This window comes from Rhodoferax sp. GW821-FHT07F03, assembly GCF_059418745.1.
Genome location: NZ_JBWKQM010000002.1, coordinates 345,342 through 370,085, shown reverse-complemented (window position 1 = coordinate 370,085; position 24,744 = coordinate 345,342). Strand labels below are relative to the sequence as shown.

At 62.9% G+C, this 24,744-nt stretch carries 25 protein-coding genes and 1 tRNA gene; 12 read left to right on the top strand and 14 right to left on the bottom strand.

From position 1 onward, the window contains the following. Positions 1-26: 26 nt before the first annotated feature. The 7 genes from AC07R0_RS04350 to AC07R0_RS04320 all read right to left on the bottom strand — a co-directional run bounded on the left by AC07R0_RS04350 (position 27) and on the right by AC07R0_RS04320 (position 5,427). The gene (locus AC07R0_RS04350; protein WP_495103923.1) at positions 27-227 is read right to left on the bottom strand and encodes a DUF2970 domain-containing protein; all 201 of its coding nucleotides are present in this window, start codon (positions 225-227) and stop codon (positions 27-29) included. Continuing rightward, positions 224-844: a cytochrome c oxidase assembly protein gene (locus tag AC07R0_RS04345; protein WP_495103922.1), complete on the bottom strand. Its 621-nt coding sequence runs from the start codon at positions 842-844 to the stop codon at positions 224-226. Before AC07R0_RS04345 ends, AC07R0_RS04350 begins: the two co-directional genes overlap by 4 nt. A 17-nt stretch (positions 845-861) precedes the next feature. Continuing rightward, on the bottom strand, positions 862-978 hold the full coding sequence (locus AC07R0_RS04340; protein ID WP_490590801.1) for a cytochrome oxidase small assembly protein: 117 nt from the start codon (positions 976-978) through the stop codon (positions 862-864). Between the two features lie 9 nt (positions 979-987). Next, positions 988-2,613: a cytochrome c oxidase subunit I gene (ctaD, locus tag AC07R0_RS04335; RefSeq protein WP_495073742.1), complete on the bottom strand. Its 1,626-nt coding sequence runs from the start codon at positions 2,611-2,613 to the stop codon at positions 988-990. Positions 2,614-2,651: 38 nt separating this feature from the next. Continuing rightward, the gene (coxB, locus tag AC07R0_RS04330) at positions 2,652-3,839 is read right to left on the bottom strand and encodes a cytochrome c oxidase subunit II (RefSeq protein ID WP_495073743.1); all 1,188 of its coding nucleotides are present in this window, start codon (positions 3,837-3,839) and stop codon (positions 2,652-2,654) included. Positions 3,840-3,904: 65 nt separating this feature from the next. Continuing rightward, complete coding sequence (locus tag AC07R0_RS04325; RefSeq protein WP_495073744.1) at positions 3,905-4,381, bottom strand: DUF2244 domain-containing protein; 477 nt, start codon at positions 4,379-4,381, stop codon at positions 3,905-3,907. A gap of 140 nt (positions 4,382-4,521) precedes the next feature. Beyond that, on the bottom strand, positions 4,522-5,427 hold the full coding sequence (locus AC07R0_RS04320) for a class I SAM-dependent methyltransferase (RefSeq protein WP_495103921.1): 906 nt from the start codon (positions 5,425-5,427) through the stop codon (positions 4,522-4,524). Between the two features lie 27 nt (positions 5,428-5,454). Here AC07R0_RS04320 and AC07R0_RS04315 point away from each other — a divergent pair, with 27 nt between their 5' ends. Next, on the top strand, positions 5,455-6,156 hold the full coding sequence (locus AC07R0_RS04315; protein ID WP_495103920.1) for a ComF family protein: 702 nt from the start codon (positions 5,455-5,457) through the stop codon (positions 6,154-6,156). 6 nt (positions 6,157-6,162) lie between these two features. Here AC07R0_RS04315 and ltaE read toward each other — a convergent pair whose 3' ends face one another. Next, positions 6,163-7,194: a low-specificity L-threonine aldolase gene (ltaE, locus tag AC07R0_RS04310; RefSeq protein WP_495103919.1), complete on the bottom strand. Its 1,032-nt coding sequence runs from the start codon at positions 7,192-7,194 to the stop codon at positions 6,163-6,165. Between the two features lie 41 nt (positions 7,195-7,235). Here ltaE and trmL point away from each other — a divergent pair, with 41 nt between their 5' ends. Then, positions 7,236-7,697 carry a tRNA (uridine(34)/cytosine(34)/5-carboxymethylaminomethyluridine(34)-2'-O)-methyltransferase TrmL gene (gene trmL, locus AC07R0_RS04305; protein WP_495103918.1) on the top strand — a complete coding sequence of 154 codons (462 nt, stop codon included), beginning with the start codon at positions 7,236-7,238 and terminating at the stop codon, positions 7,695-7,697. A 66-nt stretch (positions 7,698-7,763) separates the two neighbouring features. Here trmL and AC07R0_RS04300 read toward each other — a convergent pair whose 3' ends face one another. Both AC07R0_RS04300 and AC07R0_RS04295 read right to left on the bottom strand, forming a co-directional pair. Next, positions 7,764-8,219 carry a MaoC family dehydratase gene (locus AC07R0_RS04300; RefSeq protein WP_495103917.1) on the bottom strand — a complete coding sequence of 152 codons (456 nt, stop codon included), beginning with the start codon at positions 8,217-8,219 and terminating at the stop codon, positions 7,764-7,766. Between the two features lie 5 nt (positions 8,220-8,224). Then, complete coding sequence (locus tag AC07R0_RS04295) at positions 8,225-8,851, bottom strand: nucleotide-binding protein (RefSeq protein ID WP_495097120.1); 627 nt, start codon at positions 8,849-8,851, stop codon at positions 8,225-8,227. 37 nt (positions 8,852-8,888) lie between these two features. Here AC07R0_RS04295 and kefF point away from each other — a divergent pair, with 37 nt between their 5' ends. After that, on the top strand, positions 8,889-9,557 hold the full coding sequence (kefF, locus tag AC07R0_RS04290; RefSeq protein WP_495073751.1) for a glutathione-regulated potassium-efflux system oxidoreductase KefF: 669 nt from the start codon (positions 8,889-8,891) through the stop codon (positions 9,555-9,557). 6 nt (positions 9,558-9,563) lie between these two features. Continuing rightward, positions 9,564-11,390 (top strand): glutathione-regulated potassium-efflux system protein KefC, encoded by a 1,827-nt coding sequence (kefC, locus tag AC07R0_RS04285; protein WP_495103916.1) that lies wholly within the window; start codon positions 9,564-9,566, stop codon positions 11,388-11,390. 14 nt (positions 11,391-11,404) lie between these two features. On the opposite strand, the gene AC07R0_RS04280 is transcribed toward kefC, so the two are convergent. Beyond that, positions 11,405-12,412: a helix-turn-helix transcriptional regulator gene (locus AC07R0_RS04280; RefSeq protein ID WP_495073753.1), complete on the bottom strand. Its 1,008-nt coding sequence runs from the start codon at positions 12,410-12,412 to the stop codon at positions 11,405-11,407. A 403-nt stretch (positions 12,413-12,815) separates the two neighbouring features. Here AC07R0_RS04280 and AC07R0_RS04275 point away from each other — a divergent pair, with 403 nt between their 5' ends. Next, a complete protein-coding gene (locus tag AC07R0_RS04275) occupies positions 12,816-13,250 on the top strand; it encodes a DUF1841 family protein (protein ID WP_495103915.1) in 435 nt (144 codons plus the stop codon). An 83-nt stretch (positions 13,251-13,333) separates the two neighbouring features. On the opposite strand, the gene AC07R0_RS04270 is transcribed toward AC07R0_RS04275, so the two are convergent. Next, complete coding sequence (locus AC07R0_RS04270; RefSeq protein WP_495103914.1) at positions 13,334-13,999, bottom strand: c-type cytochrome; 666 nt, start codon at positions 13,997-13,999, stop codon at positions 13,334-13,336. Between the two features lie 109 nt (positions 14,000-14,108). On the opposite strand from AC07R0_RS04270, the gene AC07R0_RS04265 reads away from it, so the two are divergent. Genes AC07R0_RS04265 through AC07R0_RS04245 form a run of 5 tightly spaced genes read left to right on the top strand, consistent with a single transcriptional unit; the run spans position 14,109 to position 22,466 of the window. After that, entirely contained in the window at positions 14,109-14,951 is an 843-nt protein-coding gene (locus AC07R0_RS04265; protein WP_495073756.1) for an AAA family ATPase, read from the top strand. Between the two features lie 28 nt (positions 14,952-14,979). Further along, on the top strand, positions 14,980-15,576 hold the full coding sequence (locus AC07R0_RS04260; protein ID WP_495103913.1) for a GNAT family N-acetyltransferase: 597 nt from the start codon (positions 14,980-14,982) through the stop codon (positions 15,574-15,576). Positions 15,577-15,593: 17 nt separating this feature from the next. Continuing rightward, positions 15,594-16,784, top strand: a complete 1,191-nt coding sequence (locus AC07R0_RS04255) for a vWA domain-containing protein (RefSeq protein WP_495103912.1) — start codon at positions 15,594-15,596, stop codon at positions 16,782-16,784. Positions 16,785-16,788: 4 nt separating this feature from the next. Then, positions 16,789-18,600, top strand: coding sequence for an autotransporter assembly complex protein TamA (locus AC07R0_RS04250; RefSeq protein WP_495103911.1), 1,812 nt, complete (start codon positions 16,789-16,791; stop codon positions 18,598-18,600). Further along, the gene (locus tag AC07R0_RS04245; RefSeq protein WP_495103910.1) at positions 18,600-22,466 is read left to right on the top strand and encodes a translocation/assembly module TamB domain-containing protein; all 3,867 of its coding nucleotides are present in this window, start codon (positions 18,600-18,602) and stop codon (positions 22,464-22,466) included. The genes AC07R0_RS04250 and AC07R0_RS04245 overlap by 1 nt, the downstream gene beginning before the upstream one ends. A 21-nt stretch (positions 22,467-22,487) precedes the next feature. Here the strand turns inward: AC07R0_RS04245 and AC07R0_RS04240 are convergent, their stop codons facing one another. Continuing rightward, positions 22,488-23,372, bottom strand: coding sequence for an EamA family transporter (locus AC07R0_RS04240; protein ID WP_495103909.1), 885 nt, complete (start codon positions 23,370-23,372; stop codon positions 22,488-22,490). 86 nt (positions 23,373-23,458) lie between these two features. Here AC07R0_RS04240 and AC07R0_RS04235 point away from each other — a divergent pair, with 86 nt between their 5' ends. Together AC07R0_RS04235 and AC07R0_RS04230 are read left to right on the top strand one after the other, a co-directional pair. Continuing rightward, positions 23,459-23,959 carry an Lrp/AsnC family transcriptional regulator gene (locus AC07R0_RS04235; RefSeq protein ID WP_495103908.1) on the top strand — a complete coding sequence of 167 codons (501 nt, stop codon included), beginning with the start codon at positions 23,459-23,461 and terminating at the stop codon, positions 23,957-23,959. 166 nt (positions 23,960-24,125) lie between these two features. After that, a tRNA-Arg gene (locus tag AC07R0_RS04230) sits at positions 24,126-24,200 on the top strand. 288 nt (positions 24,201-24,488) lie between these two features. On the opposite strand, the gene AC07R0_RS04225 is transcribed toward AC07R0_RS04230, so the two are convergent. Then, positions 24,489-24,713 (bottom strand): hypothetical protein, encoded by a 225-nt coding sequence (locus AC07R0_RS04225; RefSeq protein WP_495103907.1) that lies wholly within the window; start codon positions 24,711-24,713, stop codon positions 24,489-24,491. Positions 24,714-24,744: the final 31 nt, after the last annotated feature.

Sequence of the window (24,744 nt, the reverse complement as noted above, 5' to 3'; positions counted from 1 at the left end):
TTTTCTTAACCGTTTAGCAAAGCAGATCACTTCGCTACCACCCAACTGACAAAAAACATCAAACTCACCACGAACAGCAGCACGGCCAACAAGCCTACTGCAATCACCTGCAGTGGACTCAGCTTGGCCAGGTCATCTTCAAAGCCGCTGCGCTTGCGTATGCCCAGAAACGACCAAGCCACCGTCTTGATAGTGTGCAGTACCGAAGCCTTGGCCGGTGCACTCATGAGCCCCGCCCCGCTTCCACATGCGTCCCTGCATCGACCGTGGACACAGGCGCTGGCGGGGTCTTGCCACCCACTTCAAAAAAGGTATATGACAAGGTGATCGTGCTCACATCCTTGGACAGCTTCGGGTCGATCACAAAAGCCACAGGCCATTGCTTCTTCTCGCCTGGATCCAGGGTGTACTGGTTGAAGCAAAAGCATTCCAGCTTGTTGAAATGCGCCGCTGCCTGCCTGGGCGCATAGCTGGGTATAGCTTGTGCGGCCATACGCCGGTTCTGCACGTTCTGAAATTCGTACATCACGGTAGTCAGTTCGCCAGGGTGCACCTGTAGCGATCGCGTGGCGGGTTTGAACTCCCAGGGGCCACGCGCGTTCGCATCAAACTCTACCGTGATGGTCCGGCTCATATCCACCTGGGTATTGGCGGGTAGCTTGATAGCCTTGCCTGCACCGCCATCGCCCGGCAACTGACGCTCTGCCAACGCCAGCACATTGATGCCGGTCATCTCACAAATCGCCTTGTACAACGGCACCAGCGCATAACCGAAAGCAAACATGCCCAGCGCCACAACGCCCAGCTTGCCCATCATCTTCCAGTTTTCGCGACGCACGTACATGCAGGCCTTGTAGTGACTTAGTGGTGGCTCAGCAGAACCATCTTGACAACAAATCCCACAAAGAACACCAGCGCAACCGACGCCAGTATCAGTCCGGTACGAAGGTTGTGCTTCTTTTGCTCTGGCGTCAGCATAGTCAGGTGTTATCCAATGACGCGGGTTGCCGTGGCATCCAGCTTGGGTGGGGTTTCAAAGGTATGGAAGGGTGCGGGCGATGGCACTTCCCACTCCAGACCTTCGGCGGCCTCCCAGGGCTTTTGCGACGCTTTTTCGCCCTTGCCCATCATGGCGGGCAGTACGACGAAAAAGAAGAAATACACCTGGGCAAAACCGAAGGCAAACGCCCCCACCGACGCAATGGCGTTGAAGTCAGCAAACTGCATGGGGTAGTCCGCATAGCGGCGCGGCATACCGGCCAAGCCCAAGAAGTGCATCGGGAAAAAGGTGACGTTGAACGCTATCAGCGACCACCAGAAATGAATCTTGCCGCGGCGTTCGTTGTACATCACACCGGTCCACTTGGGGCACCAATAATAGAAGCCGGCAAACATGGCGTACAGCGAGCCTGCCACCAACACGTAGTGGAAATGCGCCACCACGTAGTAAGTGTCCTGCAGCTGAATGTCGATAGGCGCCACCGCCAGGATCAGGCCGGTGAAGCCGCCCATGGTGAACACGAATATGAAGCCCACAGCGAACAGCATCGGGGTTTCAAAGGTCATCGAGCCCTGCCACATGGTGGCGATCCAGTTGAAAATCTTCACAGCAGTCGGCACGGCAATCAGCATGGTGGCGTACATGAAGAACAGCTGGCCGGTCACCGGCATGCCGGTGGTGAACATGTGGTGCGCCCAAACAATGAACGACAGGATCGCAATAGAAGACGTGGCGTAGACCATGGAGGCGTAGCCGAACAACTTCTTGCGTGCAAACGCTGGCACGATGTGGCTGATGATGCCGAAGGCCGGCAAAATCATGATGTACACCTCGGGATGGCCGAAGAACCAGAAGATGTGCTGGTACATCACCGGATCACCGCCACCGGCGGGGTTGAAGAAGCTGGTACCGAAGTGGCGGTCCGTCAGCGTCATGGTGATGGCGCCGGCCAGCACGGGCATCACGGCGATCAACAGATAGGCGGTGATCAGCCAAGTCCAGCAGAACATCGGCATCTTCATCAGCGTCATGCCGGGTGCGCGCATGTTCAGGATGGTGACGATGATATTGATCGAGCCCATGATGGACGATGCGCCCAAAATGTGCATCGCAAAAATACCGGCATCCATGCTGGGGCCCATCTGCAGGGTCAACGGTGCGTACAGCGTCCAGCCCGCGGCAGGCGCACCGCCAGGCATGAAGAACGAGCTGACCAGCGTCACAGCGGCGGGAATCATCAGCCAGAAGCTGAAGTTATTCATGCGCGCAAACGCCATGTCACTGGCGCCGATTTGCAACGGAATCATCCAGTTCGCAAAGCCCACAAAGGCAGGCATGATGGCGCCGAACACCATGATCAGGCCGTGCATGGTGGTCAGTTGGTTGAACAACTCGGGATTCACGAACTGCAGACCAGGCTGGAACAGCTCGGCACGGATCAGCAGCGCCAGGACGCCGCCCACCATCAACATGGTGAAACTGAACAACAGGTACAGGGTACCGATGTCCTTGTGGTTGGTCGCAAAAACCCACCGACGCCAGCCCGTAGGTGCGTGGTGGTCATGCCCGTCGTGGTGGGCATGGTCTTCGTGGGGATGGAGAACTGCGCTCATCTTGCTTTCCTTGGAAATCTGTACGTTGCGAGAGCAGCTTATTTGCCGCGCAGAGCCAAGACATCAGCCGGCTGCACCAGTTGGCCCGTCTTGTTGGACCAGTTGTTTTTGGTGTAGCTGATGACTGCTGCAATATCGGTATCGCTGAGTTGCTTCCAGGAAGGCATGGCGCCGTTGTTTTGCCCGTTCAGCACCGTCATGATCTGCAGACTCTTGTCCGCATCCAGCACCTTGGGCGAGCCATCCAGCGGCTTGATCGGGCCTGCGCCCTTGCCGTTGGCCTGGTGGCAGGCTGCGCAATTGGCTGCATACACCTTTTCACCGCGCTTGAAGATGTCGTCCAGTGTCCAGACCTTGGAAGGATCATCGGCCTTGGCAGCCATCTTCTTTTTCTCGCCGTCCACCCACTTGGAATAGTCTTCTGCCGACACCACCTTCACCTGGATGGGCATGTAGGCATGCTCCTTGCCACAAAGCTCTACACATTGGCCATAGTAGGTACCGACCTTTTCCGCACGGAACCAGGTGTCGCGCACAAAACCGGGAATCGCATCTTGCTTGATACCGAAAGCCGGCACACCAAAGGAATGGATCACGTCGTCTGCGGTGGTGATGATGCGCACCTTTTTGTCCACTGGCACAACCAGCGGGTTGTCCACTTTCAGCAGGTAGTCGTCCACCACTTCATTGGCCTTGGGGCCACCATTGTTGGACATGGCGCGCTGGCTGCTGTCCAGCGTGGACACGAAGCCGATTCCTTCGCCCTCACCCTTCAGGTAGTCGTAGCCCCATTTCCACTGCATGCCAGTGACCTTGACGGTCAGATCGGCATTGGTGGTGTCCTTCAAGGCGACGACCACCTTGGTGGCCGGCAGCGCCATCAGGATCACGATGACGAAGGGCACGATGGTCCAAATCACTTCTACCACTACGGACTCGTGGAAGTTGGCGGCCTTGTAACCCTTGGATTTGCGGTGCTTCCAAATGGAATAGAACATCACCCCGAAGACCGCAACAAAGATGACGCAGCACACGATGAGCATGAACCAGTGCAGCCACTGCTGCTCTTCGGCGATCTTGGTGACTGCGGGGGCCAGATTCAACTGCCGCACGGCGGGGCCACCGGGTAGATCATTGACCGCATGTGCAGCAGTGCTGAACCATGCGCCCGCCCAGACGCCGAGTGCGGGCAGGAGTGAAGCCAACTTGTTAGGAATCATCTTCATCGTTTTAACTTCTTCTCAATAGAACCAGTTTGTCTACGCTGCCCAAGCAACCCTGGACCTCCCCCTCAAGCGCTGCGCAATGCCATGCGAAGTTCGCGGGCCAACGCGGACCGCAACTCTGGACGCACATACCGCCCTACCTCTACCGAACACCCCTGGCCGGACACCTCTATCAAGGACCGGTCACCTGTTTTGGGTTCGATTCTGACCCATTCACGGTGAAACTCAGCTCGCTCCAGTCGGCCCGCGTTTTCCAACTCAACCACCAGACGGGGACCTTGCAACGAAATCTTCTCGCCATCGGTGGCATGGCGGGCATACACCAGGAACGCAATGCCCACGGCCGCCAGCTCCAGCCACGCAAAAGGCAATACCAACTTGGCACCCTGCATCCAGAAAAAGGATGCAATCCCCAAAGACACCACACAGATCGACGCGTACAGCCAAGCCAGCTGGGTCGGAGTGACCGAACAATTACGCTTCAGAAACCAGTGAATGTTCTGGCCGGAAACGGTGGCGAAGCGAAATACCAGATTCGACACGGATGGCACTCACAAAATTAAGCCCTTCGGACGACTTGACTGTCACTTTCCGATGGGCTTAGCTGCGTGGGAAGATACCCATATGTTTTTTCATTTTCATTGTAGCCCGCCTTTCCCGCTGGTGGCCTACCTAGAAACCATCATGCCGCGCCAGGCTTGGCTCTCTGCAGCATATCGCGCATGTCTCGCAGCGAAACCGCGCTTTGGGCACTGACCCGCAGCTTGGGTGCAGGCTTCAGCGCGTGGCCATAGATCAGCTCAAACGTCAGCGGCAGCCGCCCCTGCTCCGCAGCGCTGGCCAATTGACGTGCCAACGCGGCCTCCAGTTGCGCGCGCCAGGCTTTACCACGCAAACCCGCAAAGCGCTGGGGATGCAGGTTGCGACCAATCTCGCGCAGGTCTTGCAGCAGACGCTGTGGGTTCTCATACGTCAGCCGGATGCGCTCCATGTCCATCACCGGCTCGGCAAAGCCGGCATGCACCAGCATGTCACCCCAGTCATGCATATCGGTGAACTGGTGGCCCGGCAGCGGCCAGCCTTGGGCAGCATAGACACTGCGCAGCTCCTGCACGGTGTCCGGCCCCAGGCAAGAAAACATCAGAAATCCATCGACGGCCAAAGCGCGGTGCCACTGCGCGATCAGGGCCTGGGGGTCGGGCGCGGAATGCAGCAGCATATTCGCCCACAGCATCTGCACACTGCCATCGGGCGGCAACTGGGCATGCTGGGGTGGCGCCGTCCAGCGGCCCGGATTCCACCACGGTTTTGCTACAGATTGAATAGCTGCCTGCGCTTGATTTTCGTGCGCTTCCACCACATAACACGCAGCATCCGGGTAGCGGGCTGTGAGCTTGGCATGGGCCTCCAGGCCGCCGCGCACCGGCTCCCAGTGGGCCCAGGCCTGCGGCTGCAGCTTGATCCACTGCAGGCGGTCCTCCATGCGCCGGGCCACCTCCTCGTGCAACCAAGGGGACGTTGTGGCGGGCAGGCGGGCCCAGCGGGCGGCGGCGGCGGGGTCAATCGTGGGCGGAAGTTGGGTCGTCATAGGCTAGCCGGCTAGTATATTGAGGCCATGTTCCGCGCGCTTATCCACCGGGCAGCAACCCTTTTGCCCAGCCAGTGCGCCGTCTGCCGGGCCTGGCCCAGCCAGCCGGTGTGCGGCGCCTGCGTGGCCCGCTTCGCCCAGCCGCGCCTGCGCTGCACCACCTGCGCCCTGGTCGTGCCCGAGGGCGTGGGCCAATGCGGTAGCTGCCTGCGGCAAGCGCCGCCACTGGATGCCTGCCTGGCGGCGGTGGACTATGCCTATCCCTGGTCGCAATGCATTGCACGCTACAAATTCCAGCAGCACGTGGGCTGGGCCGCTACGCTGGCCGATCTGCTGCGCCACAGCCCCTGGGTGGAACCCGCGCTGGAACGCTGTGATGTGCTGCTGCCCATGCCTTTGTCGGCCGAGCGTCTGCGCGAACGCGGCTTCAACCAGTCGCTGGAACTGGCGCGCCACCTGGCGCCGCACAAAACCGACGCCCGGCTGCTACTGCGCACCCGGCATACCACGCCCCAGCCCGCACTGAGCCGTACCGACCGCCTGCGCAACGTCAAAGGCGCTTTTGCGCTAGAACCCTTGCGGGCCCACAGTGTGCGGGACAAACGGGTGGTACTGGTGGACGATGTGATGACCAGCGGCGCCTCGCTATTCGGGGCGGCGGCCGTGCTGCGCCAGGCCGGCGCCACGCACATCACCGGCCTGGTGGTGGCGCGTACGCCGGCGGATTAAGCCGCTTCAACGCTCGAAGAATGCCCGCACTACCTGGGCCACGCGGCGCACATCGTCTTGCGACACGTCCAAATGGGTGACCAGGCGCAGGGTATACAGGCCGGTAGCCAGCACCTGCTGGGTCTTCAGGTGCTCCACCAACGCCTGAGCTTTCTCGGCGGCCACATGCAGAAACACCATATTCGTCGGCCCGGCATCCACCTGCAAGCCAGGCACCCCCGCCAGCAGCTCCGCCAGCAGGCGGGCATTGGCATGGTCATCGGCCAGGCGCGCCACATGGTGTTCCAGCGCGTACAGGCCTGCAGCCGCCAGCACGCCGGCTTGGCGCATGCCGCCGCCCAACATCTTGCGCCAGCGCCGCGCCTGGGCGATAAAGTCCTTGCGGCCCAGCAGCACCGATCCCACCGGCGCACCCAGGCCCTTGCTCAGGCAGATGCTGACCGAGTCAAAACCGGCAATCAGCCGGCGCTCGGTCTGTATCAACACCTCGCCGGGCTGCTGCGAGGCCACAACGGCGTTAAAAAAGCGCGCCCCGTCCAGATGGCATTGCAAGCCGCGCCCATGGGCCAGGGCCACCGCCGCGTCCACATAGTCCTGCGGCAGCAGCTTGCCGCCGATGGTGTTCTCCAGCGCCAGCAGGCGCGTGCGGGCATAGTGCACGTCGTCGGGTTTGATGGCGGCGGCGATGCGCTCCAGCGGAATGCTGCCGTCGCGCGCATTGTCCAGCGGCTGGGGCTGGATGCTGCCCAGCACGGCTGCGCCACCCGCCTCCCATTTATAGCAATGGGCCTCCTGGCCGACGATGTATTCGTCACCGCGCTGGCAGTGGGTCATCAAGGCAATCAGGTTGCTCTGCGTGCCGGTGGGGCAGAACAGGCCGGCCTCAAAGCCCAGGCGCTCGGCCAGGCTGTCCTGCAGCAGGTTCACCGTGGGGTCGTCGCCAAACACGTCATCGCCCAGGGGCGCGGCCAGCATGGCGGCCTGCATGGCGGTGGTGGGACGGGTGACGGTGTCGCTACGCAGGTCTATGGTTTTCATGGGGCGTCAAAAAGAAGGGGATGCGACAGGATAATCCAGGCATGTTGAACATCGTCCTGGTCGAACCCGAAATCCCGCCGAATACCGGCAACGTCATCCGCCTGGCCGCCAACACGGGCTGCAATCTGCACCTGGTGGAGCCGCTGGGCTTCTCCATGGACGACAAGCATATGCGCCGCGCCGGGCTGGACTACCACGAGTACGCCACGCTAACCCGCCATGCCGACTGGCCCAGCTTTCTGGCCACCGCCCAGCCCGACCCGCAGCGCCTGTTCGCGCTGACCACCAAGGGCACGGGTAATGTGTTCGACTGCGCCTTCGCGCCCGGTGACTGGCTGGTGTTCGGCTCAGAAACCAAGGGCCTGGCAGAGAGCGTGCGCGCCGCCTTCAGCCCCCAGAATTGCCTGAAGCTGCCCATGCGGCCCGGCCAGCGCAGCCTGAACCTGTCCAACGCCGTGGCCGTGACGGTATTCGAGGCCTGGCGCCAGTGCGGCTTTCAATAGCTATCAAATAAATAGCTACCTGCGCAGGTAAACCCTGCGCTAGCGGCCTATTTCTTATAAATCTGCTCAGGCATAGTGGCGCACCAGCGACTCGGCTACGCAGGCCGGCCTGGCCTGGCCTTCCAGCTCCAGCGTCGCCTCCAGGACGATCTGCACGCCCGGCTCAGCCAGCGGCGTGCAGGCCAGCAGCTTCAGGCGTGCGCGCAAGCGGCCGCCCACCGGCACCGGGCTGATGAAGCGCACCTTGTTCAGGCCGTAGTTCACCGCCATGCGCGACTCGGTGATGGCAAACGAGCTGTCAAACAGGCGTGGCAGCAGCGACAGCGTCAAAAAACCGTGCGCGATCGGCCCGCCGAAGGGTCCCGCCTTGGCCCGCTCCACGTCCACGTGTATCCACTGCTGGTCACCCGTGGCGTCGGCAAACTGCTGCACCTGGGCCTGGGTGATGAGCGTCCAGTCGCTGACGGCAATCTCCTGGCCCACCGCAGCTGCCAGCTCGGCGAAAGTGGCGAAGGTTTTCAAATGGCTCAGGCGTCCAGCCAGGCAGCCAGGGGCTTCCACTGCTCCAGGTCTTTTTCAACCCGGCTGGGCGCCACATCGAACAGGCTCAGGCCGCCGGCGGCCAGATGCACATAGTTTTGCGTATCGCGCAGATGGCTCAGCACCGGCACTTCCAGGCCGTCCAGGTATTCACGCAGGCGGTCGGCCGACAGGGTGCGCTCATCCACCCGCATGCCGACCAGGCCGACCTGCATCTTGTCGATGCGGCGGTGCTCGGCCAGCCGGTCCAGAAATTTACGCGTGGCAAAGATGTCGAACACACTGGGCTGCAGCGGGATGACGATCTTGTCGGCCAGCTTCATCACGTCCTTGAAGCGCTTGCCGTCCAGGCCGCCGGGCGTGTCCAGCACCACATAGCCATCGGCTTTGCTGGCTTTGGGCGGTTTGTCGATCTCGTCGGAGGCCACATCCCAGGCGGTGATGGGCGCCGCATGCTCCGGACGCAAGTCCAGCCAAAGGCGGGACGACTGCTGCGGGTCGGCATCTCCCAGCAGCACTGCATGCCCCTGGGAGGCGTAGTAGCCCGCAATCTGGGTGGCCAAGGTAGATTTACCGACGCCGCCCTTGGGGCTGGCGACAACAACGATGGGCATGGAGAACTCCTGGTTGAGAATTTGCTATGTTAGCGGCATGCACGAAGCCAGTTCCAACCCCAATCCAGCCGACCCAGCGCCCCCCGACAACGCCCCACCCCGCATCTACCTGCTGGCCGCCCACCCGAACTGGCGCGCCTCACGCGTCAACCAGCACCTGCTGGATACGGCCCGAGCCCTGGCCGATACCGCCGACGGCCAGCACCTGGAGGTGCAGGACCTGTACGCCAACTACCCCGACTACAGCATCGACGTGGCCGCCGAGCAGGCCCGCGTGGAGGCAGCCGACCTGCTGGTGCTGCTGCACCCTATCCAGTGGTATTCCATGCCCGCGCTGCAAAAACTGTGGTTTGACGAGGTGCTGACCTACGGCTGGGCCTATGGCGTGGTGTCTGCGGGCAGCGACGAAACCGCGCCCCAGGGCGCGCCCGGTACCGCGCTGCGTGGCAAGGCCTTGTGGCTGGTGCTGACCACTGGCGGACAGGAGGGCTCGTACCAGCCCAGTGGCAAGCAGGCGTCGGATTTCGATGCCTTCCTGCCGCCCTACCAGCACACCGCCGCTCTATGCGGCATGCGCTTTCTGCCGCCGCTGGTGCTGCACAGCGCCCACAGCGCGGGCAAGCAAGAGGTGCTGGCGCATATCGCGCAGTTCCGCCAGCGCCTGCAGCACTACCCCCATTGGCCCGAAGCCGCAACGGACATCTGATATCCCATGGAACACGCTCCCTCCTGGCTGGTAAACAGCTTTGTCTACCTGAGCGCGGCGGTCATCGCCGTGCCGCTGAGCAAGGCCCTGGGCCTGGGCTCCATCATTGGCTACCTGGCCGCCGGCATCGTCATCGGGCCCTGGGGTCTGGGCCTGGTGACCGAGGTGCAGGACATCCTGCATTTCGCCGAATTCGGGGTGGTGCTGATGCTGTTCCTGATCGGCCTGGAGCTGGAACCCAAGCGCCTGTGGAGCCTGCGTCGCCCCATCTTCGGCTGGGGCTCGGCCCAGGTGCTGGGCTGCGCCGTGGTGATACTGCTGGGCGGCATGGCGGCCGGGGCGCCCTGGCGCATCGCCCTGGTAGCGGCGCTGGGCCTGGCCCTGTCCAGCACGGCGATTGCGCTACAGGTGTTTGGCGAACGTAATCTGCTGCCCACGCGCAGCGGGCAGGCGGGGTTTTCCATCCTGCTGTTCCAGGACGTGGCCGCCATCCCCATCCTGGCGCTGCTGCCGCTGCTGGGCGCCATTTCTGAAGAAAATGATGCGCTAGCGCACATATCACCTGCGCTGGCAGCTCTTAAAACAATAGCAGTCATCGCCGGAATTGTGTTGGGTGGCCGGCTGCTGCTGCGCCCGCTGTTCCACTGGATTGCGCGCAGCAAGACGCCCGAGATCTTCACCGCGGCGGCCTTGCTGCTGGTGGTGGGCATTGCCTCGCTGATGCTGTCGGTAGGCTTGTCGATGGCGCTGGGTGCCTTTCTGGCTGGCGTGCTGCTGGCCGAGAGCGAGTACCGGCGCGAGCTGGAGACCGATATCGAGCCCTTCAAGGGCCTGCTACTGGGCCTGTTCTTCATTGCCGTGGGCATGAGCGTGGACTTTGGCGTGCTGCTGCATTCGCCGGGGCTGATGGCGGCCATCGTGGCCGGCTTTCTGCTGGCCAAGCTGCTGGTAATCTACGCCATCGCCAAGGCCATGGGCGTGCCCTTCCAGGAGCGGCCGGTGTTCACCGTACTGCTGGCGCAGGGCGGTGAATTTGCCTTCGTGGTGTTCCAGACCGCCACGGCGGCCCAGGTGTTTTCTGCGCAGACCTCGTCCCTGCTGATCGGCTCGGTGGCGGTATCGATGCTGGTCAGCCCGTTGCTGCTGCTGGTCATCGACAAACTGCTGCTGCCACGCCTGGCGCAGCGCGGCGGGCCGCAGCTGGAAGAGCTGACCGAGCAGCAAGAGGCGCCCATCATCATTGCCGGTTTTGGCCGCTACGGCCAGATCGTGGGCCGCATGCTGCTGGCCGAGGGCATAGGCGCCACCGTGCTGGACCATGACGCGGAAATGGTGGAGACCATCCGCCAGTTCGGCCTTCGCGTGTTTTACGGCGACGCCACCCGGCTGGACCTGCTGCGCCTGTCGGGCGCTGCCACCGCCAAGATCCTGGTCGTGGCGGTGGACGACAAGGAGCAGAGCCTGAAGATCGTGGACATCGCACGCGAGCACTTCCCCAACCTGGAGATTGTCGCCCGGGCCCGCGACGTGCCCCACTGGTATGCGCTGCGCGACCGGGGTGTGCAGCGGGTAGAGCGTGAACTGTTCGAGTCCAGCCTGCGTAGCGCGCGTTCGGTGCTGGAGCTGGTGGGTTACCCGCCACACGAGGCGCGGCAGCAGGCCATGCGCTTTCGGCGGCACAACATCGGGTTGTTCGAGCAGATGTACCCGCACCGCAAAGACCGCAACAAGCTGATCGCCGTGGCCACCGAGGGCCGCCAGCAGCTAGAGGAGCAAATGGCCCAGGAGCGGGAAGAGCAAGCGCAACGCCGGGCCAAAACCCGGGGGCACTGAGGCCCAGACCGTTTTTACTCGACCACCTCGGGCTCATCCAGCGGCGCCGCCGCCTGGTAAGCGGCGGCCATCTTGGCCACCTCGTCGGCCAGCACCTGGCGCAGGCTGGCCGGGCCGAGCACCACGCAACGTGCGCCGTGGCGCAGGATGTCGCTCATCAGTTCCCGGTGGTCCATGTAAGGCACGCGCAGCAGATAGCTGCCGTCCTGCTGCACGCGGCCCTGCTGCTGGGAATGCCACTGCAAGTGCGCCGCCTCCGCCGCATGCTCCGCACCAAACTGCAGCCGCGCCCAACGCACCCTGCCACTGGGGTAGATGCCGTACAGCGGGCCAAAAGCCGCATCCAGCTTGTCAGCGCCCATGTCCACCGCGCCGGTGCCCAGCACCTGCACATCGATTATGGCCGCCACCTCCACACTGTGCAGCGCGCTATGGCCGTGGCACCACACCTCCAAGTACCAGACGCCCTGGTACGACACCATCCGCAGAGGCGAAACCTCACATCCCACCAGCGTGAGCTCGCCCTTGGTATAGGTCAGCAACAAGCGCTTGCGCCGCACCAGGGCCTGGCCCACACGCTCAAAGTACCGCGGCGTAGCTGGTTCCCGCTCGAGCCCGACGATACGCACGCGCTCACGCAGCTCCTGCAGCTCGACGTTGTCGCTTTGCAAAAGTGCCATCAGGCGCTCGGCCTCGGACACGGGGTTGAGTATCAGCCCCCCGGTATCCAGGCAGGCCAACAGATGCTGCAAAGTCAGCAAGGCCTGGATCTCAGCCGGTGAAAACCACAGGCCCGGCAGCTCATGGGCACTGGTTCTGGGCTCCTGCAATGCCGCAAGCCGGTAACCGCCCGCAGCGCGGCTCCATTCAATGGGCAATTTCAGCCGTTTGCGCAGGTCATCCAGGTCACGCTTCAGCGTTGCACGGGATACTTTCAGTTCATCCTGCAGCGCAGCGAAGCTGATGACCTTGTGTTGGCGCAGTAGCTGGTCGATTTTGTAGAGGCGCCCCGTCTGGTCCATGGTATCTCCGGAGATGGAATCAGGTATTCAAGTAACAGATGTAACCATTTAATTCCATAGCCATGCAGAGAGCAAGGCACTTTTACACAGCGAACTAGCGAGTTTCCCTTGGTTCAACTGTATACAAGCCACATCCTTGCGACATATTCATGCAACTGCAGCGCCTACTTTACAGTGTCTTGCAGCTGCTGCTTACCAGTAAACAGCCTACCCAGCATCCAGAAAGCTGTGGCGAATCGAAACTCCATCCACAGCTTTACTAACGCCACGCTCAAGAACAGCGATGACACCGCGAAGTTGCGCGCATCCAACAAACCCCGCCACGCGAACGGAATCCATGCGCACAAACTGCCGCGGAGCTTGAACGACAACGCCCCGGTTTGGCCGTGGTAGGCTTGGCGCCATGTTCAATCCCTCGCAAGCCGATGTTCGCCGATTTTTCTGTACTGTTTACGCCAAGGCGAAGGCAGGTCAAGCACTAGAAGCTATTGAAACCATAGCAAGCCAATGGATGGACGAGCATCCTGAATACCATGCCGATCTGCAGGATCTGGATGCCGCCCTGGCCCGAAATTACGATCTGGAGGCCGGCGCGACCAACCCCTTTCTGCACCTGTCCATGCACTTGTCGATCAGCGAGCAATGCTCCATCGACCAGCCGCGCGGCATACGCCAGGCGGTGGAGCTGCTGACGCGGCGGCGCGACTCGCTGCACGCGGCGCACCACGAAACCATGGACTGCCTGGGCCAGATGCTGTGGGAAAGCCAGCGCGCCGGTCGCCCGCCCGATGGCGAAGCCTATATCGCCTGTGTGCAGCGCCAGGCAACACGGAATTGAAGTCCTGGGCACCCCGCGGCACCACTTTCAGCAACCATCAAAAAAAGCCCGCGACAGCGGGCTTTTTTGTGACCTCGGCAGACTTAACGGAAGCGCGACTGCGGCACGACCTTCAGCTCGCTGTCCAGCGAGTGCACATACGAAGCCAAGGCCTTCAGTTCGGTATTGGAAAACTGCTTAGCCACGCCGCCCATAATGGCATTGCCGCGACCCACCAAGGGATTTCCCTCGGTCTTGTACGCCTTCAAAGCAACATAAAGATAGTCCGCGTGCTGACCCGCAATCTTGGGATAGCTGGGGTCGATAGGTTTGGAGAAATTGTCACCGTGGCAGGACACGCAAGCGCCCTTGGTCAGCAATGCCGTCACCTGGGCAGAGGGCTGCACCGTGGGCTTGGCTGGCAGCGTTGCGCCCTCCACCACACCCAGGCTGCTGTAATAAGCTGCCACGTCCGCCATGTCCTGGTCGCTAAGCGAATCGGCGATGCCGCGCATGGTGGGGTGTTTGCGGTCGCCCTTCTTGTAAGCATTCAACGCAGAGATGATGTACTTTGCGCCCTGCCCGGAAATCATGGGCACCTTGTGCACTTCAGGGAAGCTGGCCTGGTAGCCCTTGATGCCGTGGCAGCCAATGCACATGTCCACCTTGGCATGCCCCGCGTTGGCATCTCCCACAATGTCTTGTGCACTCACCAGAGTACCCACCGAAGCTACTGCAAACGTCAACACCGTGGTCAATAATTTATTCATTTTTTGCGCGCACAATCTGGGGGAGAAACAAGCTTGTACATCAAGCTCGCCGACGTGCGCGGATTATATGCGTCGGTAATTCAATCCCACCCATCCTTCTGCACCCACCATGAAGTTTCAAGGCTCCGACAATTACGTTGCTACCCAGGATTTGATGTTGGCAGTCAATGCAGCAGCCACGCTCAAACGACCGCTGTTGGTCAAGGGAGAGCCCGGCACGGGCAAGACCATGCTGGCCGAGGAAGTAGCCGCCGCCTTGGGCATGCCCCTGCTGCAATGGCACATCAAATCCACAACCAAAGCGCAACAGGGTTTGTATGAATACGATGCCGTCAGCCGGCTGCGTGATTCGCAACTGGGCGACGAGCGGGTCAAGGACATCCATAACTACATCGTCAAGGGCGTGCTGTGGCAGGCCTTTACCGCAGACGAACCGGTGGCCCTGCTGATCGACGAAATCGACAAGGCGGACATCGAATTCCCGAACGACCTGCTGCGCGAGATCGACCGCATGGAGTTCTACTGCTACGAGACGCGCGAGCTCATCCGTGCCAAGAACCGCCCCCTAGTGTTCATCACGTCCAACAACGAAAAGGAACTACCCGACGCCTTCCTGCGGCGCTGCTTCTTCCACTACATCCAGTTCCCCGACGCCGGCACCATGCAGAAGATCGTGGACGTGCACTTCCCCGGCCTCAAGAAAGAGCTGCTGGCTGCGGCCATGAAGACCTTCTACGACGTGCGCAATTTGCCGGGTTTGAAAAAGAAACCATCCACGTCCGAGCTGCTGGACTGGCTCAAGCTGCTGGTCGCCGAAGACATTTCGGCCGAGGCACTGCACAGCCAGGACCATAAGGTGGCAGTACCACCCCTGGTAGGTGCCCTGCTGAAGAACGAGCAGGATGTAAGCCTATTTGAGAAGCTGGTGTTCATGAACCAGCGCAACCGCTAACCTTGCCATCCACAGTAGGAGTTTTGGAATGAGTTTTGTACAAGCTGTCAACCTGCGTGCCCGCGGTGTCTTGCTGGAACCCATGGAGCTGCAGCACGAAACCGGCCTGCAAGCCGCCGCAGCCGATGGCGAACTGTGGAACATCCGCGTCACCTCGGTACCCGAACCCGAGAACACCCGCTCCTATATAGAAACCGCCCTGAAGATGCGCGCCGATGGCAACCGCTTCGCATTCGTAGTCAAGGACGAGGCCACTGGCCGCGTATTGGGGACCAGCAGCTACCACGACATCCTGCCGGCTGTGAAGCGCGTGGAGATTGGCTACACCTGGTACGGCAAAAGCAGCCAGCGCAGCCACGTCAACACCACGGCCAAATTGCTGCTGATGACACACGCATTTGAAACCCTGGGCTGCCATGTGGTGGGCTGGCGCACCGACAACTTCAACTTCGCGTCGCAAGCTGCCATCGAACGCCTGGGCGCGAAGAAAGACGGCGTCATCCGTGGCCATGCGGTGCGGCGCGACGGCACCATCCGCGACACCGTGATGTACAGCCTGCGCAGCGGTGAATGGCCCGAGGTCAAAGCACAACTGCTGTACCTGTTGGACAAGCCACGCCCCTGAGCCTGCTTGCCTCCGCCATGCTGATCGACTTCTTCTACACCCTGCGTTCCGCCAAGCTACCGGTCTCCGTCAAGGAATATCTGAGCCTGCTGGAGGCACTGAAGGCAGGTGTGGTCGGGCCAGCCAGCGAGGACGGCACATCCATAGACGACTTCTACTACCTCAGCCGCACCACCCTCATCAAGGACGAAAAGCACTACGACAAGTTCGACCAGGCTTTTGCCGCCTACTTCAAGGGCGTGGAGATGGTGGCCGACTTCACACAGAACATCCCGCTGGATTGGCTGCGCAAAAATCTGGAGCTGGACCTCAGCCCCGAAGAGAAAGCCCAGATCGAAAAAATGGGCTGGGATGCGCTGATGGAAACGCTCAAAAAGCGTTTTGAAGAGCAGAAGGAACGCCACGAAGGCGGCAGCAAATGGATAGGTACCGGCGGCACCAGCCCCTTCGGCGCCAACGGCTTCAACCCCGAAGGCATACGCATAGGCCAGGAGAAAAGCCGCCACAAAAGCGCGGTGAAAGTATGGGACCAGCGCGCCTTCAAAGACTACGACGACCAGCAAGAGCTGGGCACGCGCAACATCAAGATCGCGCTACGCCGCCTGCGCAAGTTCGCCCGCGAAGGCCATGCCGACAAGCTGGACCTGCCCGACACCATACGCAGCACCGCGGCAAACGCCGGCTTCCTGGACATCAGGATGGTGCCGGAGCGCCACAACAACGTGAAAGTGCTGCTGCTGATGGATGTGGGCGGCAGCATGGACGAACACGTACAGCGGGTGGAGGAACTTTTCAGCGCCAGCAAAAGCGAGTTCAAGCACCTGGAGTTCTATTACTTCCACAACTGTGTCTACGACTTCATGTGGAAGCACAACCGCCGCCGCTACAGCGAAAAATTCGCCACCTGGGACATCCTGCACAAGTACAACAAAGACTACAAACTGATCTTCATCGGCGACGCGACCATGAGCCCGTATGAAATCCTGCAGCCCGGCGGCAGCGTGGAATACAACAACGAAGAAGCCGGTGCCGAATGGCTGCAGCGCCTGACCCGCGCCTTCCCCCAATTCGCCTGGATCAACCCCGAACCCCAAGGCCTGTGGCAATACCGCCAGAGCATTGCCATCGTCCAGCAACTGATGGGCCAACGCATGTTCCCCCTGACGCTCAAAGGCCTGGAGGAAGCCATGCGCTTGCTTTCCAAATAGACGGATGCTGCGCAAAGTTATATTGATCACCCTCTGGGCATGGGCTTTTGCAGGAACTGCTGCATGGGCACAAACCCCTGCCAAATCGGCGTTTGACCTGCGCATCAACGCGCCCGCCAATCTGACCGACATGCTCACGCGCCACCTGGAGCTGCAGCGCTACCGCAGCCTGACCGACCTGGACGCCACCGAACTCACGCGCCTGCTGCAAGCCGCAGAGCGCAATGCCCGGGACCTGCTGGCCACGCGCGGCTACTTTGCACCTACGGTCACGCTGACCACGGTAGACACCCCACAAAGTCCCACGGCCCCGGTCGAAGTGGTGCTGACTGTGGACCCCGGTGTGCCGACCCGCATCAGCGAGGTCCACATAGACTTCAGCGGCCCGCTGGCCGACGACCCCGACAGCGCCCCGCTGCGCGAAAGCATACGCGCCGACTGGCAGCTGCACCCCGGTGACACCTTCACCCAGGACGGCTGGGACGACGCCAAGACCCAGGCCCTGCGCAGCCTGACCGTGCAGCGCTTTCCCACCGGCGAAATCCAGAACAGCCTGGCCGACATCGACCCCGACACCCACCAGGCACGCCTGGAGGTCACGCTGGCCTCAGGGCCGGCATACCGGTTTGGCGCCATGGAGATACGTGGCCTGGAACGCTACGACGCCGACTTGGTGCGCAACCTGGCCCAACTGCCCAGCGGTTCAGACTACACCCAGGCCCAGCTGCTGCAGGCCCAGCAACGCCTGGCGGACAGCGGCTACTTCGACTCGGTCTTTCTCACGCTGGACACCACCGGCGACCCGGCAGCCGCTCCCGTAGTTGCGCAGCTGCGCGAGGCCAAGCTGCAAAAGCTGGTGCTGGGCGTGGGCTTCAGCACCGACAGCGGGCCCCGTATATCCGCCGAACACACGCACCACCAGCTGCCCTGGATTGGCTGGCGCGGCGTCTCCAAGCTGTCGCTCGACCACAAGACCCAGACACTGGGCACCGAACTCACTTCGCACCCCGACGAGCGCAGCTGGCGCTGGGTCACCTCCGCGCAGCTAGAGCGCGAAGCCGTCAGCGGCACCGTGACCAACAGCCAACGCCTGCGCGCCGGCCGCACGCAAATCAACGACCACATCGACCGCAATATCTACCTGCAGTACGACCAGGCCACCACGACCACCGACTCCGAACCCCAAAGCACGGCCAGCGCCATCAGTGCCAACTACGCCTGGACGCAGCGCAACTTTGACGACATCCGCACCCCCACATCGGGCTACGGCGTGGCCGTAGAACTAGGCCAGGGTCTGACCTTGGGCAGTGACCGCCAGCCCTTCACCCGGGTGCTGACACGCTGGCTGGGCTACTTCCCACTGAGCCGCCTGTTGCCGACGGATGGCCCGTCCATGCGCCTGGGTCGGCTGGCCATGCGCGCAGAAGGCGGTGCCGTGGTGGCCAAGGCCAGCGCCAACGTGCCCAGCACCCAGGAATTCCTGACCGGCGGCGACACCACCGTGCGCGGCTACAGCTACCACAGCATCGGTATCGTGGCCGCGGACGGCACGGTCAGCGCCGGGCGCTACATGGCCTCCGGCAGCCTGGAATGGCAGCGCCCCATCGTCTACAACGGCCGCACCACCGAGTGGGAAAGCGCGGTGTTCGCCGACGCCGGTGCGGTGGCCAACACCATTGGCTCGCTGGAAACCAAGGTCGGCGTGGGCGCCGGCGTGCGCTGGCGCAGCCCGGTCGGCCCAGTGCAGATCGACCTGGCCTATGGCCTGGCCACCCACAAGATGCGGCTACACCTAAGCGTGGGATTCAGCTTCTGATGGCGATCTGGCGACCTTCACGTAAAAGCCTGCTGTGGCTGCTGGGTGCGCCCTTGGCGCTGCTGGCCCTGGTGGCGGCCCTGACAGGCGGCATCTGGCTCTGGTTGGGTGGCGATACCTCGCTGGCCACGGCCCTGGGCCGGGTGGCACCTTATCTGCCGACCGGCCATTCGCTGGAGGTGCGCGACGTCAGCGGCTCGGTGCGCCAGGGCGGCCACATTGGCAGCCTGCATTACCAAAGCCCGGACATCACCATAGACGCGCAAGACATCGCGGTGGAATGGCAGATCCAGCCCCTGCTGCAACGCAAGCTGCACCTCAGCCAACTGCGCGTGGCACAGCTGCGCATCACGCAAGCACCCTCCACCAGCCCCAGCAAGCCGCTGACCGAACTTGTCCTGCCGCTGCAGCTAGATGTGGTGTTTGCGGTAAACGACCTGCAATGGACCGGCCCGCCCGCGCTGCAGGCCAGCCAACTGGCAGGCCACTACCGTTATGACGGCAGCCAGCACCAGCTGAAGCTGGACAGCCTGCACATTGCATCCGGCCAGTACAGCGGGCAAGCCCAACTGCAGGCACGCAACCCCATGGCCCTGGAGGCCAAGCTACAGGGCCAGGTGGAAACCAGCATCCCAGGCAGCAAAGCCCCCTTGCACATCGCAGCCAGCGCCTCCGCCCAAGGCCCCTTGGCCGGCCAGGACGCCCAGCTGGAAGTACAGGCCCAGCTGACGCCAGACAAAGCAGCCCAACAGCCCCTGCAAGCCACCGTGACAGCGCAAGTCCGCCCCTGGGCAGAGCAGCCACTGCACCAAGCCGAGGCGAAGTTTCAGGACCTCAACCTGGCCGAGCTCTGGCCCGAGGCACCGCAAACCCGCTTGAGCGGCAGCGCCCAGATCACGCCCGATGCGTCCAGCACGCCAGGCGGCCGCTGGAACGCCAGCGCAGCCGTGGACAACCGCCTCAGCGGCCCTTGGGACAAGGGCCGTATTCCGGTAGACAGCGCACGTGCCCAGCTGCAGTTTCAACAGGGTGCCTGGGTGGTGCAGTCGCTAACCGCCCAGCTGGGCCAGGGCAGCCTGCATCTGCAAGGCCATTTGCAAAACCATTTGGACGGCACGGCCAGCAACGACTGGACTGCCCAGGCCGAGCTGCAGCGCATCACCCCCTCGGCCCTACATACCCAGTTGGACCCGGCGCCGCTGAACGGCCAGCTCAGTGCACAAAGTCGTAGCGCCGCCATCAGCTTCACCGCCGCCTTGCAACCTGCTGGTGCAGCGCCCGCGCGCTCGGCCCTGAACGGCCTGCGCATACAGCAGGCACGTGCCGTAGGCCGCTGGGTCCAGGGCACGCTCAGCCTGTCCACCCTACAGCTGCAGACCGACGACGCGCAACTGCAGGGCCAACTGGACCTGACACTAGCCAGCCGCGCGGCCAAAGGGCAGCTACAGCTGAGCCTGCCCGGCGCCAAGGCCGACCTGCAAGGCAACCTCAGCGCCCAGCAGGGCGCGGGCAATGTCAGCCTGCACGTCACCGACGCCGCAGCCACCACCCAGTGGCTGGCCCGCCTGCCCGACCTTGCCACCAGCCTGCAAAACCTGGCCATCAAGGGCCAGGCCGACCTGAGCGGCCACTGGACCGGCGGCTGGGCCAATCTCGCAGGCTCTGCACAAAAGGCAGGGTCCGATGGCCTGGGCCTGCAAGCCCAGCTGAGCGTGCCCACGCTGGAGCTGCGCCCCGCCAGCGGCGACCTCATCTTGCTGCGCAATGGCAAGCTGGACCTGTCCGGCAGACTGCAAGCGCTGGACCTGCAACTACAGGCCGAACTAGCCACCGGCACCCAGCAGCTGAAATTGGACAGCCGCGCCAGTGCCGACCTTTCCGCCCCCAACCAGTGGCAGGCCCGTATCGCCAGTCTGGTGCTCCAGCTGCAGGACAGCACCCGGCCCGGGCCGTGGCGGCTGCAGCTGGACCAGCCACTGACCCTGAAACTGGCCCGTAGCGCCGCCACCACGGCACTGGACGCCGCCGCCGGTACCGCCAGCCTGACCGGTCCGGCACCGGGCAGCGCACGCATCAGCTGGCAGCCCGTAGCCTGGGTCCAGGATGGCGCGCACACCCGGCTGCGCACCCAGGGCAACGTGCAAGGCATCACCATGGGCTGGCTGGAAACCCTGGCCGCCAGCAGCGGGCAACTGGCGCAACTGGGCCTGAAGGGCGACCTGGTGCTGGACGGCGACTGGGACATCCAGGCCGCCCAGACCCTGCAGATCAGCGCCAACCTCAGCCGGCGCAGCGGCGACATCCTGCTGCAGACCAGCGACGACACCGGCCCCGCACGCGCGGGCTCCGCCAACTCGGCCAGCACCATCAGCGCCGGCATCCGTACCGCCAGCGTGGGGCTACGCAGCAATGGCAACCAGTTGCGCGCCAGCCTGCGCTGGGACAGCGAGCGTGCCGGCCAGATCGAGGCCAACCTCGGCACACAAATCAACAACAGCGATAGCGGCTGGACCTGGCCGGCCGACGCGCCACTCAGCGGCAGCGTGCGCGCAGAACTTCCCAGGGTCGGCATCTGGTCCGTGCTGGCCCCGCCCGGCTGGCGCATGCGCGGCACGCTGGCCGCCAACGCCAGCCTCAGCGGCACCCGCCAGGCACCGCAATGGACCGGTACGCTGCAGGCCGACGACCTGGCGCTGCGCTCGGTGGTGGAAGGCATAGAGCTGCGCGACGGCCGCTTCCGCGCCACGCTGGAAGGCCAGCGCCTGAACATCAACGAATTCAGCCTGCGCGGCGCTCCCACCGGCGGCACCGGTGCACCCGCCACCAACGACGGCGGCACGCTGACCGCCACCGGCTTCGCCCGCTGGTCCAGCGTGGCACCAGTTGGCATCCAGCTGGACCTGCAAGCCCAGGCGCAGGCCCTACGTGTGTCGGCCCGGGCCGACCGGCGCCTGTCGGTCTCCGGCAAGCTGCAAGCCCATCTGGAGCAAGGCAAGCTCAGCTTGCAGGGCGCGCTGAAGGCCGACCAGGCGCTATTCATCCTGCCCGATGAAACCGCCCCCAGCCTGGGCGGCGACGTGGTGGTGCGCACCCGCAGCACCGGGGCCACAGCGACCACGGCGGCCACACCCACAGCCTCCAAGAATACGCCCGACATCACGCTGGACCTGGACCTGGGCAACGACTTCCGCCTGGTCGGGCGCGGCCTGGACACCCGGCTCACCGGCCAGCTCAAGCTGCGGGCCGGCCCCACCCTGGCAGGCCCGCGCGTCACCGGCGAGCTGCGCACCGTGCGCGGCAGCTACCGCGCCTACAGCCAGAACCTGGATATTGAGGAAGGCATCCTGCGCTTCAACGGGCCTTTTGATAACCCGTCGCTGGACGTGCTGGCGATCCGCCCCAACCTCAGCGTGCGCGTGGGGGTACAAATCACCGGCACCGCCTTGGCGCCACGGGTGCGCCTGTATTCCGACTCCGACCTGTCCGATGCCGAAAAACTCGCCTGGCTGGTGCTGGGACGCAGCGCCGCCAACGGTGGCGCCGAAGCCGCCGTGCTGCAGCAGGCAGCGCTGGCCCTGCTAGGCGGCAATGGCAAGGGCATCTCGGGCGGACTGGCATCGGCGCTGGGCCTGGACGAGCTATCGTTCAGCGGCAGCGGCACCAAGACCGACGGAACCACCACCGCTGCCGCCGTCACATTCGGCAAACGCCTGTCGCGCGACTTCTACGTGGCCTACGAGCACAGCCTGGCCGGCACGCTGGGCACGCTCTACATCTTCTACGACCTGAGCAAACGCTTCACCCTGCGCGGCCAGACCGGCGAACAAAGCGCGATCGACCTGATCTTCACGCTCACCTACGACTGAAGCTGAGAACGTGTTCACGATCTAAGCAGCGACCACCTGCGAAGCATGGGTCTGTGGCCGCCGCGCAGTGGCCGCACTGCCCATAGACGCGGCCATGATGCAGCCTATGGCCAGCCATTGCCGCTGGTTCAGGTGCTCGTCCAACAGACCCATGGCCAGCACCGCGGCCACGGCCGGCTCCATGCTGATCATGATGCCAAAGGCCTCCTTGGGCAGGCGCTTCATCGCCACCATTTCCAAGGAGATCGGTAGCGCGCTGGAGATTGCCGCCACGCACACGCCCACCAACAGCACCGTGGGCGACAGCAGCGCCGCGCCGGCATGCACAACGCCCACCGGCACCACCACGATGGCCGCCACCAGCAAGCCCAGCGACACCGAATGCCCCGCATGCAGATGACCGACGCGCTTGCCGAACACGATGTACAGGGCCCACAGCACCGCCGTCCCCAGCGCGTACATCACACCCGTGGGGTCCAGATCGTTGCTGCTCAGGCCCAGCGGCAGCAACATCCCCAGGCCCAAAACGGCCAGCGCCAGCCAGACAAAGTCCACCATCCGGCGCGACGCGGCAATCGCCAAGGCCAGCGGACCGGCGAACTCGATGGCCACGGCCAGCCCAAACGGCAAGGTGCGCAGCGACATGTAGAACATCAGGTTCATCGCCCCCAGCGCAGCGCCGTAGCAGGCAATGGATATGGCATCGGCCCGCGACAAATGCCAGCGCCAGGGTCGCCACAGCAGCAGCAAAAGCAGGGACGAAAACCCCACCCGCACGGCCGATGTGCCCTGCGCACCCACCAAAGGGAAAAGCTGCTTGGCCCAGGAGGTGCCAATGCCCAGCGCCGTCACCGCGGCCAGAACCGCCAAAAAAGGAATCACCCGTGGGTAGCGTGCCAAAGTCATGGGTGAAAATATAAATCGCAGCACAGCTGGTTTTCGCTGCAATTTCAGACCGTAAACGCAAGATTCGCTCACCACCCCGCAACCCCATGCCCGCCGCCCCGCCCCTAGACGCCTTTGACATCGCCATCCTGGACATCCTGCAAAAGGACAACAGCGTGCCCCAGCGCGCGATTGCCGAGGCCGTGCACCTGTCGGCGCCAGCGGTGCAGCGGCGCATCCGCCGGCTGCAAGACAGCGGCGTGATCCGCGCCAATGTGGCAGTGATAGACGCAGCCAAGGTCGGCCTGCCGCTGACCATCATCATCGAACTGCACCTGGAGAACGAACGCCCCGACCGCACCGCCGCCATGCGCGCCCGCATCGCCACTGAACCCGCGGTGCAGCAGTGCTACAGCGTGACCGGCGAGGCCGACTACCTGCTCATCGTCACCGTCGCCTCGATGGCCGACTACGAGGCGCTGACGCGGCGCCTGTTCGAGGGCGACGACAACATCCGCCGCTTCCGCACCTCGGTCACCCTGGGCTGGCTGAAGTCCGGTCTGCAGCTGCCGCTGGACAAGGCGCTGCCGAGCGGCACCGCTGGATAAATTCATAGAAAATAGGCCGCCCGCGCAGATAGAAACTGCGCTAGTAGCTACGCTTTCAATAGCAAAAATCCATCCATTTGCTGCACCCAGGACTACAAAAGCAAGATTTGCACGCCGGCCGGCGACCACGCCAAAACTACCCTTGCCAGGCCCTACAATCCCGGCTCCCCTTGTAGTTCAATGGATAGAACGAGTGCCTCCTAAGTGCTAAATACAGGTTCGATTCCTGTCGAGGGGACCATATCTAAGGCCGAAAGCTTCCACCAGCTTCCGGCCTTTTTTATTTCCCCTCTGAAAACCCGTTTTTGAGTTCCGCAAACATCCGTGCAAGTGTGCCGAATCCAGGGGTACTTGAGGGCCAATATGGGGGCACCAAATTGCGAATTAGGGGCACATTTTTAACCCATCACCTTTATGCATATGACCCTCCTAGCAACCTGAGGGGTAGCGCTTGGCGCTGATCAGTTTGAATCTGTCTGGCAGCAAATCGTTTACGACGACATCGGCGATGGCCACAATGCAGATGGCATCAAAAATGTCTACCATCACCCCATCCCAGCTCATTGCTGGCATCAATCAGCTTATGGGTCAATGCCTGGGGTTCGTACCGTGAAGCCAGAATGTTGGTCAGGATGGACAAGGCCGGATACAGCCTGGTGATCCAGTAGCGCGGCAGCGTGCTGATATGGCGACTACCCAGTTGCTCTATCTCGCCCCAGGCAGATGGACGGCCTGATGCCGTGCGAGCCGTCATGGCTATAGCCCCTGCAGTTCAGCTGCACGCG

Bases quoted from the DNA above. Each gene is read 5' to 3' on its own strand.
- AC07R0_RS04270 (WP_495103914.1), bottom strand. From the start codon at position 13,999: ATGAATAAATTATTGACCACGGTGTTGACGTTTGCAGTAGCTTCGGTG.
- AC07R0_RS04265 (WP_495073756.1), top strand. From the start codon at position 14,109: ATGAAGTTTCAAGGCTCCGACAATTACGTTGCTACCCAGGATTTGATG.
- AC07R0_RS04295 (WP_495097120.1), bottom strand. From the start codon at position 8,851: ATGCCCATCGTTGTTGTCGCCAGCCCCAAGGGCGGCGTCGGTAAATCT.
- kefC (WP_495103916.1), top strand. From the start codon at position 9,564: ATGGAACACGCTCCCTCCTGGCTGGTAAACAGCTTTGTCTACCTGAGC.
- AC07R0_RS04320 (WP_495103921.1), bottom strand. From the start codon at position 5,427: ATGACGACCCAACTTCCGCCCACGATTGACCCCGCCGCCGCCGCCCGC.
- AC07R0_RS04315 (WP_495103920.1), top strand. From the start codon at position 5,455: ATGTTCCGCGCGCTTATCCACCGGGCAGCAACCCTTTTGCCCAGCCAG.
- trmL (WP_495103918.1), top strand. From the start codon at position 7,236: ATGTTGAACATCGTCCTGGTCGAACCCGAAATCCCGCCGAATACCGGC.
- AC07R0_RS04340 (WP_490590801.1), bottom strand. From the start codon at position 978: ATGCTGACGCCAGAGCAAAAGAAGCACAACCTTCGTACCGGACTGATA.
- AC07R0_RS04275 (WP_495103915.1), top strand. From the start codon at position 12,816: ATGTTCAATCCCTCGCAAGCCGATGTTCGCCGATTTTTCTGTACTGTT.
- AC07R0_RS04245 (WP_495103910.1), top strand. From the start codon at position 18,600: ATGGCGATCTGGCGACCTTCACGTAAAAGCCTGCTGTGGCTGCTGGGT.
- ctaD (WP_495073742.1), bottom strand. From the start codon at position 2,613: ATGAGCGCAGTTCTCCATCCCCACGAAGACCATGCCCACCACGACGGG.
- ltaE (WP_495103919.1), bottom strand. From the start codon at position 7,194: ATGAAAACCATAGACCTGCGTAGCGACACCGTCACCCGTCCCACCACC.
- coxB (WP_495073743.1), bottom strand. From the start codon at position 3,839: ATGAAGATGATTCCTAACAAGTTGGCTTCACTCCTGCCCGCACTCGGC.
- AC07R0_RS04250 (WP_495103911.1), top strand. From the start codon at position 16,789: ATGCTGCGCAAAGTTATATTGATCACCCTCTGGGCATGGGCTTTTGCA.
- AC07R0_RS04280 (WP_495073753.1), bottom strand. From the start codon at position 12,412: ATGGACCAGACGGGGCGCCTCTACAAAATCGACCAGCTACTGCGCCAA.
- AC07R0_RS04260 (WP_495103913.1), top strand. From the start codon at position 14,980: ATGAGTTTTGTACAAGCTGTCAACCTGCGTGCCCGCGGTGTCTTGCTG.
- AC07R0_RS04345 (WP_495103922.1), bottom strand. From the start codon at position 844: ATGTACGTGCGTCGCGAAAACTGGAAGATGATGGGCAAGCTGGGCGTT.
- AC07R0_RS04350 (WP_495103923.1), bottom strand. From the start codon at position 227: ATGAGTGCACCGGCCAAGGCTTCGGTACTGCACACTATCAAGACGGTG.
- AC07R0_RS04225 (WP_495103907.1), bottom strand. From the start codon at position 24,713: ATGACGGCTCGCACGGCATCAGGCCGTCCATCTGCCTGGGGCGAGATA.
- kefF (WP_495073751.1), top strand. From the start codon at position 8,889: ATGCACGAAGCCAGTTCCAACCCCAATCCAGCCGACCCAGCGCCCCCC.
- AC07R0_RS04235 (WP_495103908.1), top strand. From the start codon at position 23,459: ATGCCCGCCGCCCCGCCCCTAGACGCCTTTGACATCGCCATCCTGGAC.
- AC07R0_RS04240 (WP_495103909.1), bottom strand. From the start codon at position 23,372: ATGACTTTGGCACGCTACCCACGGGTGATTCCTTTTTTGGCGGTTCTG.
- AC07R0_RS04255 (WP_495103912.1), top strand. From the start codon at position 15,594: ATGCTGATCGACTTCTTCTACACCCTGCGTTCCGCCAAGCTACCGGTC.